The organism is Streptomyces sp. NPDC058291 (assembly GCF_042880855.1).
Taxonomy (GTDB): Bacteria; Actinomycetota; Actinomycetes; order Streptomycetales; family Streptomycetaceae; genus Streptomyces.
In genome coordinates this window covers 29,417-42,058 of the sequence record NZ_JBHVYK010000069.1, presented here as the reverse complement: position 1 = coordinate 42,058, position 12,642 = coordinate 29,417, and the positions used below count along the sequence as shown (strand labels likewise).

At 75.0% G+C, this 12,642-nt stretch carries 7 protein-coding genes; 6 read left to right on the top strand and 1 reads right to left on the bottom strand.

Translation table 11 applies throughout. The features are described from left to right. From infB to ACFVYK_RS28315, 6 genes are all read left to right on the top strand, one after another. Positions 1-2,072, top strand: a 2,072-nt coding sequence (gene infB, locus ACFVYK_RS28340) for a translation initiation factor IF-2 (protein WP_389778900.1), incomplete at its 5' end; no start/stop codon positions are given. 182 nt (positions 2,073-2,254) lie between these two features. Continuing rightward, complete coding sequence (locus ACFVYK_RS28335; RefSeq protein WP_389778898.1) at positions 2,255-2,548, top strand: DUF503 domain-containing protein; 294 nt, start codon at positions 2,255-2,257, stop codon at positions 2,546-2,548. A 50-nt stretch (positions 2,549-2,598) separates the two neighbouring features. Then, complete coding sequence (rbfA, locus tag ACFVYK_RS28330; protein WP_054239652.1) at positions 2,599-3,048, top strand: 30S ribosome-binding factor RbfA; 450 nt, start codon at positions 2,599-2,601, stop codon at positions 3,046-3,048. Next, a complete protein-coding gene (gene truB / locus ACFVYK_RS28325) occupies positions 3,048-3,953 on the top strand; it encodes a tRNA pseudouridine(55) synthase TruB (protein WP_389778896.1) in 906 nt (301 codons plus the stop codon). The genes rbfA and truB overlap by 1 nt, the downstream gene beginning before the upstream one ends. Before the next feature lie 248 nt (positions 3,954-4,201). Further along, positions 4,202-8,446 (top strand): serine protease, encoded by a 4,245-nt coding sequence (locus ACFVYK_RS28320; protein ID WP_389778894.1) that lies wholly within the window; start codon positions 4,202-4,204, stop codon positions 8,444-8,446. A 134-nt stretch (positions 8,447-8,580) separates the two neighbouring features. Further along, the gene (locus ACFVYK_RS28315; protein WP_389778892.1) at positions 8,581-9,528 is read left to right on the top strand and encodes a bifunctional riboflavin kinase/FAD synthetase; all 948 of its coding nucleotides are present in this window, start codon (positions 8,581-8,583) and stop codon (positions 9,526-9,528) included. 81 nt (positions 9,529-9,609) lie between these two features. Here ACFVYK_RS28315 and ACFVYK_RS28310 read toward each other — a convergent pair whose 3' ends face one another. After that, positions 9,610-12,540, bottom strand: a complete 2,931-nt coding sequence (locus tag ACFVYK_RS28310; RefSeq protein WP_389778890.1) for an AAA family ATPase — start codon at positions 12,538-12,540, stop codon at positions 9,610-9,612. Positions 12,541-12,642 lie beyond the last annotated feature (102 nt).

The following is a 12,642-nucleotide window of genomic DNA, read 5'->3' as shown; positions in this document are numbered from 1 at the left end:
GTCCCGGTGGCGGCGGCGCCCGTCCGGGCGGCGGCGGCTTCGCCGGTCGCCCCGGCGGTCCCGGTGGCGGCGGCGGCTTCGGCGGCGGCGGCGGTGGCCGTCCCGGCTTCGGCGGTCGTCCGGGCGGTCCCAATGCCCGTGGTGGCACGCAGGGCGCCTTCGGTCGTCCCGGCGGTCCCGCGCGTCGCGGTCGCAAGTCGAAGAGGCAGAGGCGCCAGGAGTACGAGGCCATGCAGGCCCCGTCGGTCGGCGGCGTGATGCTGCCTCGCGGCAACGGGCAGTCCGTCCGCCTGTCGCGTGGTGCGTCCCTGACCGACTTCGCCGAGAAGATCGGCGCCAACCCGGCGTCGCTCGTCGGCGTGATGATGAACCTCGGCGAGATGGTCACCGCCACGCAGTCCGTCTCCGACGAGACGCTGAGGCTCCTCGCGGACGAGATGAACTTCGTCCTCGAGATCGTCAGCCCCGAGGAGGAGGACCGCGAGCTGCTCGAGTCCTTCGACATCGAGTTCGGCGAGGACGAGGGCGGCGAGGAGTTCCTCGTCGCGCGTCCGCCGGTCGTGACCGTCATGGGTCACGTCGACCACGGTAAGACCCGCCTTCTCGACACCATCCGCAAGACGAACGTCGTCGCGGGCGAGGCCGGCGGTATCACGCAGCACATCGGTGCGTACCAGGTCACGACTCAGGTCAACGACGAAGAGCGCAAGATCACCTTCATCGACACCCCCGGTCACGAGGCGTTCACCGCCATGCGTGCCCGTGGCGCCAAGTCGACCGACATCGCGATCCTCGTGGTGGCGGCCAACGACGGTGTGATGCCCCAGACGATCGAGGCGCTGAACCACGCCAAGGCGGCCGACGTGCCGATCGTGGTCGCGGTCAACAAGATCGACGTCGAGGGCGCCGACCCGACCAAGGTGCGCGGTCAGCTCACCGAGTTCGGTCTGGTGGCCGAGGAGTACGGCGGCGACACCATGTTCGTCGACATCTCCGCCAAGCAGGGCCTCAACATCGAGGCGCTCCTGGAGGCCGTGGTCCTCACCGCGGACGCCTCGCTCGACCTGCGGGCCAACCCGGAGCAGGACGCGCAGGGTATTGCGATCGAGTCCCGCCTCGACCGTGGCCGCGGTGCGGTCGCGACCGTCCTGGTCCAGCGAGGCACTCTTCGGGTCGGCGACACCATGGTGGTCGGCGACGCGTACGGCCGAGTCCGCGCGATGCTCGACGACAAGGGCGACCACCTGGAAGAGGCGGGTCCCTCGACTCCGGTCCTCGTCCTCGGTCTCACCAACGTCCCGGGCGCCGGCGACAACTTCCTCGTCGTCGACGAGGACCGTACGGCCCGCCAGATCGCCGAGAAGCGCGCCGCTCGTGAGCGGAACGCCAACTTCGCCCGCCGGGGCGTCCGGTTCTCCCTGGAGAACCTGGACGAGGCCCTCAAGGCCGGTCTGGTGCAGGAACTCAACCTCATCATCAAGGGCGACGCGTCCGGTTCGGTGGAGGCTCTCGAGTCCTCGCTGCTCCAGCTCGACGTCGGCGAAGAGGTCGACATCCGCGTCCTGCACCGTGGTGTCGGTGCGGTCACGGAGTCGGACATCGACCTGGCGATGGGCTCCGACGCCATCGTGATCGGCTTCAACGTGCGCGCCGCAGGGCGTGCCGCGCAGATGGCCGAGCGCGAAGGCGTGGACGTCCGCTACTACTCGGTCATCTACCAGGCGATCGAAGAGGTCGAGGCGGCCCTCAAGGGCATGCTCAAGCCGGAGTACGAAGAGGTCGAGCTCGGTACGGCGGAGATCCGCGAGGTCTTCAAGTCGTCCAAGCTGGGCAACATCGCCGGTGTCCTGGTCCGGTCGGGCGAGGTCAAGCGCAACACCAAGGCGCGCCTCATCCGCGACGGCAAGGTGGTCGCGGAGAGCCTCACCATCTCCGGCCTGCGCCGCTTCAAGGACGATGTCACCGAGATCCGCGAAGGGTTCGAGGGCGGTATCAACCTCGGAAACTTCAACGACATCAAGGTCGACGACGTCATCGCGACGTACGAGATGCGGGAGAAGCCGCGGGCGTAACCGCCCGAGGTGCGTACCGGCCGGCGGGGGATCGTTCCCCGCCGGCCGGTACGGCGTCCGGCGGGGGCACGAGCGAGGGAAACCCCGTCGAGCCGCCGCCGGGAACGCTGTACCGTTCTTGATGTCCCTGTCCCATGGCGGCAGGGCCGTCGATCCCGTACCGGCGGGTGAACCGGTTACACATGTACGTGGGGACTCTGTCCTTCGACCTCCTCCTCGGCGACGTCCACTCGCTGAAGGAGAAGCGCTCCGTCGTCCGTCCCATCGTCGCCGAGCTCCAGCGCAGGTTCGCGGTGAGCGTCGCCGAGGTGGACGACCAGGACCTCCACCGCAGGGCCAGGATCGGCCTCGCCGTGGTCTCGGGTGACGCGGAGCACCTGACCGATGTACTGGACCGGTGCGAACGGCTGGTCGCCGGGCGCCCCGAGGTGGAGCTGCTGTCGGTCAGACGCCGCTTCCACGGCGAAGACGACTGACCGACCGACCACGCAACGCAAGAGAAGAAGAAAGAACGGGAGACGGACCAGTGGCCGACAACGCGCGCGCCAAGAGGCTGGCGGACCTCATCCAGCAGGTGGTGGCCCAGAAGCTGCAGCGCGGGATCAAGGACCCGCGGCTCGGCTCCCACGTCACCATCACGGACACCCGGGTCACGGGCGACCTCCGGGAGGCGACCGTCTTCTACACCGTGTACGGGGACGACGAGGAGCGGGCGGCCGCGGCGGCCGGCCTGGAGAGCGCCAAGGGCGTCCTGCGCTCCGAGGTGGGCCGTGCGGCGGGCGTGAAGTTCACGCCGACGCTGGCCTTCGTCGCCGACGCCCTGCCGGACAACGCCCGCACCATCGACGACCTCCTCGACAAGGCGCGCGCCGCCGACGAGAAGGTCCGCGAGGTGTCCGCGGGCGCCGGGTACGCGGGCGACGCCGACCCGTACAAGAAGCCCGGCGACGAGGACGAGACGGACGACTCCGCCTGATGAACCGCAAGCCGACCCCGCCCGACGGCCTGGTCATCGTCGACAAGCCGTCGGGCTTCACCTCGCACGACGTCGTGGCCAAGATGCGGGGGATCGCGGGGACCCGCCGCGTCGGCCACGCCGGCACGCTCGATCCGATGGCGACGGGCGTCCTTGTCCTCGGCATCGAGAAGGCGACCAAGCTCCTCGGTCACCTGGCGCTCACCGAGAAGGAGTACCTGGGCACGATCCGGCTCGGCCAGACCACCCTGACCGACGACGCCGAGGGCGAGATCACGGGCTCCACGGACGCCTCGAAGGTCACCCGGGACGCGATCGACGCGGGCATCGCCGAGCTGAGCGGCGCCATCATGCAGGTGCCGTCCAAGGTCAGCGCCATCAAGATCAACGGCGTCCGCTCCTACAAGCGGGCCCGTGACGGCGAGGACTTCGAGATCCCGGCCCGCCCGGTCACCGTCTCGTCCTTCTCCGTGTACGACGTCCGTGACGCCGTCGCCGAGGACGGCACCCCGGTCCTCGACCTGGTCGTCTCCGTCGTCTGCTCCTCCGGCACCTACATCCGGGCCCTCGCCCGCGACCTGGGCGGCGGTCTCGGCGTGGGCGGCCACCTCACCGCCCTGCGCCGCACCCGAGTCGGCCCCTACAAGCTCGACTCGGCGAAGACGCTGGACCAGCTCCAGCAGGAGCTGAGCGTCATGCCGATCGCCGACGCGGCCGCCGCCGCGTTCCCCCGCTGGAACGTGGACGCCAAGCGAGCCCGGCTGCTCCTCAACGGCGTACGGCTGGAGATGCCCGACGAGTACGCCGACGCGGGCGCCGTGGCCGTCTTCGACCCCGAGGGCCGCTTCCTGGCCATGGTGGAGGAACAGAAGGGCAAGGCGAGGAGCCTGGCCGTCCTCGGCTGAGCCCCGTGCCCCCGGCCCGTGGAGCGGCGAACACGGCATGCCGCTGCGTCGCCGCTGCACGGTCCCCCTCGGTTCCCCCACCCCCCTAGGTGTAGCCGGCGACCGCGTTCCCTTCACCCGTCCGGCCGGGCGCTCGGAGTGAACCGAGGGAGCGCAGGGGGGCGCTTTCGCCCGGCGATCTGTCTCCCTGATCAACTCGCCCCTACCGTCGGACGCAGGTACACGCGGGCGCGGCGGGAGGTACGACGATGGCGGGACGGGGCCTGCGGGCACCGTGGCACGACTGCGTGCGGAGCACGCCGCAGGACCGCCCGGACGCCCCCCAGGCTCCGGACACCCCCCAGGTCCCCCACGCCCCGGACACCCCCCACGCCCCGGACACCCCCCACGCCCCGGACACCCCCCAGGCTCCTCACGCCCCGGAGGTCTCCCCGGCCCCCCACGCCCCGGACGTCCCCCAGGTCCCCCACACCCCGGACACCGATCCCGGTCCCGACCCCGGTCTCGTCCGCATTCGCGACCTGGCCGGCCGGCCGCGCGGCGCCGGCTTCGTCGCCGACCACCACGGCACGGTGGTCACCAGCCACGAGGCGGTCGACGGCCTGCCCCGGCTCGTGCTGTACGCCGCCGGCGGCCGCAGCTGCGTGGTGGCCGCCGACGCGGTGACCCCGCTGCCCGAACTCGACCTGGCGCTCGTGCGCACCGAGGGCCTCGGCGCGGAGCCGCTGCCGGTGACCGTCCGGGAGGGCGTCGAGACCGGCAGCTACGTCCGGCTGGCCGCCGGCTGCTGGCGCGAGGCACGGGTGCTGGCCGAGACGACCGCCGCCTACACGGCCGCCGACCGCTTCCACCGCCTCGACGGCGTCCTGGAGCTGGCGATCGGCACGGCGGGCCGGGACGCCCTGCGACCGGGCGGGGGCGCGGCAGGCGGACCGGTCCTCGACGCCGGCACGGGAGCGGTCGTCGCCGTCCTCGGCACCGCGCTCCACTGCGGCGACCGCCGCACCGGCTTCGCCGTGCCGCTGCGCCCGCTCACCCGCGCGCCCGGCGGGCAGCCGGGCGAGGGCGGTGACGGGACGCCCGTGCCTGCCCCGACCGCGTCCTGCCGCCCGACCGCGCCTTCCCCGACCGCGACTGCTTCGACTGCGTCTTCCCGCGCGCCGACGGCGCCCTGGGACGACGTCCGGGCCGCGGGGCAGCCGCCCGAGGCGGGGGACGCGGCTCCGGCCGACGGGGACGGGCGGACGGGGGCGGCCGGGCGAGCGGCGGCGACGGCCGAGACGGCGAGGACCGTGCGGACGGCGGCGATCGCGGAAACGCCGGGGACCGGCGCGGCGACCGCGGAAACGGCGGCAACCGGCGCGGCGACCGCGGAAACGGCGGGAACCGGCGGAACGGCCGTGGCGGCGGGGGCCGCGGCTCAGGGGCCCCTCGCCGAGCTGCTCGCCCGCAACGCGGCCACCGTGCCCGCGTACGGCGCCGACCTGAACCTGGCGGCGGTCCTGGAGCTCACGGCCATGTCCGTCGGCTCGGACGGCCCGCCGGGCGCACTGAACCACTCCCTCGACCGCACCGGGGACGGATCCCGTCCCGCCGCCTCCGAACCCGTCGAACGAGCCATCCCCGCAAAGGAGTTCGCCGCCTTCGCGGCGGGCCCGGCGGCCGTCCTCGGCCTGGTCGGCGCTCCGGGCAGCGGCCGGACGACGGAACTCGCGGCCCTCGCCGCCCGCCGCACCCGGGGCGCCGAGCCCGCCCCCACCCTCTGGCTGCGCGGCGCCGACCTGCAGGACGAGGACGGATCACTCGCCGACGCGGCCCGCCGCACCCTGGCCAGGGCCGCCCGCATCGTCGCGGCTTCGCGACCGGGGCGAGGGGCGGCTCTCCCTCCGGCCGGCGACCTTCCCGGCTCCGACCTCGGTGACGTCACCCCGGAGCGGGTCGCCCGGGTCGCCCGGACCGTCGGACGCCCGCTGCTGCTCCTCCTGGACGGACCCGAGGAGATGCCCCCGGTCCTCGCGCACCGGCTCGCCGAATGGACCGAGGGCACGGCGCGGTGGCTGCGGGAGACGGGAGCACGGCTGGTGGTGGCGTGCCGGAGCGAGTACTGGGAACAGGCCGGCGCCCACGTCCCGCCGGACCTGCTCCACGGGACCGCCGCGGCAGGCGACCCGCTTCCGCCCTGCGTCCGCCTGGGCGACTTCACACCGGACGAGGCGCGCGAGGCCCGAGCCCGCCACTGCCTCCCGGACGGCGCGCTCACCGCCCCCGACGACCGGCACCCCCTCACCCTGCGCCTCCTCTCCGAGGTCCGCGCCGCGCTCCCCGGCCCGCCCGACCCGGCCCCCGTCGGCCGGGACGACGTGCTCGCCGCCCACCTCGACCTGATGTGCCTGCGCGTCGCCGTCCGCCTCGCCGCCGGGAGCGGGCTGCGCGGCGGCGCCGTACGGCGCCTCGCGGCGAAGGTCTCCGGCCAGGTGCACGAGGCCGCCCGGCGCAGTCTCGGCCCGGGGCAGGGCGGCCTGGACCGGGCGTCGTTCGAGGCGGTCTTCCCGTGGGGCCCCGCGCCCGCCCGTCTCGGCGGCGGAGTCGGCTGGGCGTCCGCGGTCCTCGCCGAGGGCCTCCTCGTGCCGGCCGGCAACGGCTACCGCTTCGCCCACGAGGAACTCGCCGACTGGATCCAGGGCGCCCACCTCGACCTGGACGAGGCGCTGCGCGCCCTCGTCCACCGTCCCGGCACCCCTGAGGACGGCCCTGCGCTGCCCGTCCCGCACCACCGCATCGGCCCCGTCGTCCAGGCCCTGCTGCTCGTCGCCCGCCAGCAGGGCCCGCACCGACTCGCCGCCCGGCTGCGCGAGTTGACCCACGCGCTGGAAGCCGACCCGGACTCGTGGTGGGCCGCCCGTCTGCTCACCGGGACCCTGCTGCGCGTCCCGGACGCCACGCCCTACACGTCCGTCCTGCGCCTGATCGCGGACCGGATCGGCGCCGCCGGGGCGGCCGCCGGCCGGTTCGCCGACCTCGGTCCCGCCTTCTGGACGCGGCTCGCCCTGCCGCCCGACGCCCGGCTCGACCTCCTGCGCCGCCTGGTCCTCGCCGACGCCGCCCCGCACGACACGGACGGCCTGCGCCACCTCGACGCCGTCGCCCGGCTCCTCGCCGCCGACCCCACCGCCGTACAGCCCTGCCTCACCCACTGGTTCGACGACGAGCGGCCGCTGCCCGCGACCCCGCACGCGACCGTGGCGACGGCGGCGCAGGCGCTGCTGCACACCCACCGCCGCCGGGCCCCCGACGAGCTCGTGGAGGCCCTCGTCGACTGCGCCCACCCCCGCGCCGACGAACTGCTCGCCGTGCTCGCCGAGGACGAGCCGTCCGCGCTGTGCCGGGCCGTCGAACGGTGGGCGCACGACGAGCGGCCCGCCCGGCGGGCGGCCGCGACGGCGCACGGGCTGCGCGCCGCGCCGCACGTCCGGACCGAGGCCGACCGCCGGCTGCTGCGCGCCGCCGCCCTCGTCCTGCTCTCCCGCCCCGCCGACCGCGCCCTGCACGGCGGCGCGCTCGCCCTCCTCGTCCGGGACCCCGAAACCCGCTCCCGGCATCTCCCGCAGGCCCTGGAGCGCTTCGCGGCGGGCGACCGGCAGCTGCCCCCGGAAGCCCTCCTCACCGCCCTGAGCACCCATCCCGCGCCGGTCCTGGACGCCTTCCGCACCCGGCTGCACGGCCCCGGCCGTGCGGCCACCGGCCGGGCGGACAGGGGCGGGACGGACACCGGCGGGACGGACACCGGCCGGGCGGACAGGGGCGGGACGGACACCGGCGGGACGGACATCAGCCGGGCGGACAGGGGCGCGACGGACACCGGCGGGACGGACATCGGCCGTGCGTACAGGGGCGGGACGGACACAGCCGGCGTCCTGGACGCCCTCGTCGACGCCGCCACCCCTGCCCTGGCCCATCGGATCGCCGCCCTCCTGCGGGAGGCGCTGGAACGGCGGCCGGAGAGCGCCGGGCGCCTGGCCGCGTCCGTCGGCCGCCGCCTCGACCACGGGCCCGCCGCCCGCGCCGCCCTGCTCCCGCTGGTCACCGGCCTGCTGGACGGTGGTTGCCCCGAGCAGGCGCGGGCCGCCCTGGCCGGCGTGCTGGCCGCTCCCGGAGCCCCCGAGTCGGGCCCTGCCCGCGGCGAACTCCTGGACCACCTCCTCGCCCACGAACGCGCCCCCGCCGTGCTGGACGCCGTCCTGTACGGAGCCGCCGGGCGCGGCGGCGAGGACGTGCGGGCGCTCGTCCACCGCGTCGGCCTCCTGCTCGTCCGCACCCCGGACGGCGCGACCCGCTTCGACCGCGGCCTGGTCGATCTCGGCCGTCACGTGCCGGGATTCGCCGCGCAGGTGGTGGACTGGCTCGCTCGGGACCCGGGGGAGTGGGCCGCGGTGGTCGGCCCCAGCGCCCGCCGGACGCTGGAGAGCCTGGCGGGAGCGCGCGTGCCCGCGTGAACGCACCGGGGCGGGCTCCGTGTGCCGGGTCACAGCCTCCATGCCGATGCGGGCCCTGAGCACCCGGCATGGCACCCTTAGACCTGCGTGACAGACAACAGTGGTTACGGACACGGGTTCGAGGAGCGGTCACAGTGCAGCGCTGGCGTGGCTTGGAGGACATCCCCGAGGACTGGGGACGCAGCGTCGTCACCATCGGGTCCTACGACGGGGTGCACCGAGGACACCAGCTGATCATCCGGCACGCCGTGGACCGCGCCCGCGAGCTGGGCGTTCCCGCGGTCGTCGTCACCTTCGACCCGCACCCGAGCGAGGTCGTCCGCCCCGGCAGTCACCCGCCGTTGCTCGCCCCGCACCACCGCCGCGCCGAACTGATGGCGGAACTGGGGGTCGACGCGGTCCTGATCCTGCCCTTCACGACGGAGTTCTCGAAGCTCTCTCCCGCCGACTTCGTGGTGAAGGTCCTCGTCGACAAGCTGCACGCCAAGGCGGTCGTCGAGGGTCCGAACTTCCGCTTCGGCCACAAAGCCGCCGGGAACGTCGACTTCCTCGCCGAGCAGGGCAAGGTCTACGACTTCGACGTCGAGGTGGTCGACCTGGTGCTGTGCGGCGAGGCGGGCGGCGGTCAGCCGTTCTCCTCGACGCTGACCCGGCGCCTGGTCGCCGAAGGCGATCTCGCGGGCGCCGGCGAGATCCTCGGCCGTCCGCACCGGGTCGAGGGCGTCGTGGTGCGCGGGGCCCAGCGGGGCCGTGAACTCGGCTTCCCCACCGCGAACGTCGAGACGCTGCCGCACACCGCGATCCCGGCGGACGGCGTGTACGCGGGCTGGCTGCACGTGGCCGGCGAGGCGATGCCGGCCGCGATCTCCGTCGGCACGAACCCGCAGTTCGACGGCACCGAGCGCACGGTGGAGGCGTACGCCATCGACCGGGTCGGCCTCGACCTCTACGGCCTGCACGTCGCCGTCGACTTCCTCGCCTTCGTGCGCGGCCAGGCGAAGTTCGACTCGCTGGACGGCCTGTTGGAGCAGATGGCGCTGGACGTGCAGCGCTGCCGGGAACTGGTGGCGGCGCAGCGGTAGCCCCCGCGGGCCCGCCCGCGACCGAGTGAACGGCCGAAGGGCGGCCGGTGTCCGTAGACCCCGGCCGCCCTTCGGCGTTGCTCACTGCTGGGGAGGCTGCTGCCCGGGCTGCGGCGCCTGGGGGTGCTGCGGCTGCTGGGTGTGCTGGGGGTACCCGTAACCCGGCGGGGGGTACCCCGGGTGCGGCTGCTGGGGCTGCTGCGGCTGGGGTTGGGGCTGCGGTTGGGCGTACGGGTCCTGCCCCGGCTGGGGCTGCGGCTGCTGCGGATACGGCCGGCCCGGGTCCTGCGGATACGGCTGGTCCTGCGCGGGGTACGGCTGGCCGGGACCGGGCTGGGGCGCCTGCGGGTACGGCTGACCGGCCTGCGGGGGGTACGGCTGCCCCGGCGCCGGCTGACCGGGCAGCTGCTGACCCGGCATCGGCGGGGCGGCCACCGGGGGCGGGTTGCCGTCGCTGGTCCACAGCCCCTGGCGCTGCTGATGACGGATGAAGTCCTCCGCGACCAGCGCCGTGAGGTTGAAGTACGCCTCGCGCACCTTGGGCCGCATCATGTCGAGGTCGACCTCGGCGCCGGCGGCCAGATGCTCGTCGAACGGCACGACGACGACACCGCGGCACCGCGTCTCGAAGTGCGCCACGATGTCGTCCACCTTGATCATCTTGCCGGTCTCGCGCACCCCGGAGATGACGGTGAGGGACCGCGAGACCAGCTCGGCGTACCCGTGCGCGGACAGCCAGTCCAGCGTGGTGCTGGCGCTGCTCGCGCCGTCCACGGACGGCGTGGAGATGATGATGAGCTGGTCGGCGAGGTCGAGCACCCCGCGCATGGCGCTGTAGAGCAGGCCGGTGCCGGAGTCGGTGAGGATGATCGGGTACTGGTTGCCGAGCACCTCGATCGCGCGCCGGTAGTCCTCGTCGTTGAAGGCCGTCGAGACGGCCGGGTCGACGTCGTTGGCGATGATCTCCAGACCGGACGGCGCCTGGGAGGTGAACCGCCGGATGTCCATGTACGAGTTGAGGTACGGGATCGCCTGGACGAGGTCCCGGATCGTCGCCCCGGTCTCGCGGCGCACCCGCCGGCCGAGCGTGCCGGCGTCCGGGTTGGCGTCGATGGCGAGGATCTTGTCCTGACGCTCGGTGGCCAGCGTCGACCCGAGGGCGGTGGTGGTCGTCGTCTTGCCCACGCCGCCCTTCAGGCTGATGACCGCGATCCGGTAGCACGACAGGACCGGCGTGCGGATCAGCTCCAGCTTGCGCTGCCGCTCGGCCTCCTCCTTCTTCCCGCCGAGCTTGAAGCGGGAGGAGGCGGCGGTCGGGCGGCCGCTCTTGGCCTTCTGCTTCTTGTTGTTGAGCAGCCGGTCCGACGACAGCTCCACGGCGGCCGTGTAACCCAGCGGCGCGGCACCGGGATTGACCGGCTGCCGCTGGTCGTGCTGGATCGGCTGCGGCCACGCGGCTCCCGCCCGCGGGTCCATGGGCTGCTGGGGGATCTGCGGGGACTGGGGGACCTGCGGGGACGAGGCGTCAGGGGCGGGACCGGGCGCGGACGCGGGCGCGGACGCCTGAGGCGCGTACGGCGTCGGCTGCGGGGCGTGCCCGGGGAAACCCTGCGGGTGACCCTGCGGACCGGCGGCCGAGAAGGAACCGTCCGCCTGCTGCGGAATGCCGGGCTGGACACCGGGCTGGGGGAAACCGGGCTGCGGGAACCCCGGCTGCGGCTGCGGAGGTTGCGGGGCCTGCGGGAACTGGTGGGCCTGAGGGGCTTGGGGCTGGGGCGCCGGCGGCTGAGGGAAGCCGTAGCCGCCCAGCGCGGGTGCCTGGGCAGGCGCCTGTGCGTCGGCGGACGGCTGGGGCGCTGAAGGCGCCGGATGCGCAGGGGCGCCGGGCGTGACGGGAGGCGCCGTCGCGCCGGTGTTCTGCTGGGGGAAGCCGTAGCCCCCGGGAGCCGCCGGAGGGGTGGGCGCCGGGGTTCCGCCGGGCTGGGGGAACCCGTAACCCGGCTGCCGGGCGGGAGGCTGTTGGGCCGTCGGCGCGGGCGCGGGAGCAGGGGGCTGCGGAAAGCCGTAGCCGGGCTGCGGTGCGGCCGGAGCGGGCTCCGGTGCCGGTGGGTTCCAGCCGACCGGCGCGGGCGGCGCCGCCTGGGGCTGGACGGGGGGCTGGTGCGCGGCCGCAGACGCGAAAGGCGCGGCGTCGGCCGGCTGGGGCTGGGCCGGCCACTGGTCCGCCGGAGCCGGAGCGGCGGGCTGGTACGACGGCGGCAGCGGAGGCAGGCCGCCCTGCGGGACGGGCGGGGGAGTCCAGACGGGCGGGCCGGTGGGAGGGGCGTCCTGGGGCGCGCTGTCCTGTGGCTCGGGGTTGTCCGAGGCAGCCGCGTGCGACGCGACCTCGGCGGCGTCGTGCCTGGGGGCGGTGTCCCCGACCGCGGGCGACGCCTCCGGCTGTGGGCCCGTCACCGGCTCGGCGTCCTGAGCCGTCTCGGCCTCGGCGAGCCCGGGGCCCGTCTCCGTCTCGGCGGCGTCGCCCTCGCCAGCGGCACCGTCGGCCGCGTCCTGGGGCACGTCGGCGCCGGGCGTCTCCGTCCCCGTCTGCGGGGCGGCGGGCTCGGAACCGTCCGGGGCAGGGCCGTCGGCGGTCTGCGAACCGTCCGCCGGGAACTCCGCCACGTCCGCCGACGCGTGGTCCGGGGCGGCAGTGCCCTCGGGCTCCCGGGCCTCGGCGGCGACTTCCTCCGGCCGGCCCTCGGGCTCTGCCGCGGCGGCGTGTTCGGCGATCTCCCGCTTGAGGGCGATCGCCGAGAAGCGCATGGTGGCGCCGCTCTCGAGATCGCCGTTCCCGCAGTCGCCGTCCTCCTCGGCCGTCCGCGCGACCTGGGCGGCCGGAGGCGCCACGGGCTGGGGCGCCGGCGTCGGGGCGGACGCCGGGTCGGGTGCCGGGGCCTGCGGTCGCTGGAGCTCGAACCCGCCGTCCGCCGGAGCGCCGGGCACGGCGTCCGGCTGCGGGGCGGAGGACACGGGAGTCACCGGCGGAGCGGGCGGGGCGGGCGGAGCGAACGGCGCCTCGGGCGCCTGACCCGGAGCGGGAGCAGGCGTCACCTGAGCAGCGGGCGCTGGAGG

Excerpts from the sequence above, each read along its gene's own strand:
- ACFVYK_RS28335 (WP_389778898.1), top strand. The coding sequence starts at position 2,255 with ATGTACGTGGGGACTCTGTCCTTCGACCTCCTCCTCGGCGACGTCCAC.
- truB (WP_389778896.1), top strand. The coding sequence starts at position 3,048 with ATGAACCGCAAGCCGACCCCGCCCGACGGCCTGGTCATCGTCGACAAG.
- ACFVYK_RS28320 (WP_389778894.1), top strand. The coding sequence starts at position 4,202 with ATGGCGGGACGGGGCCTGCGGGCACCGTGGCACGACTGCGTGCGGAGC.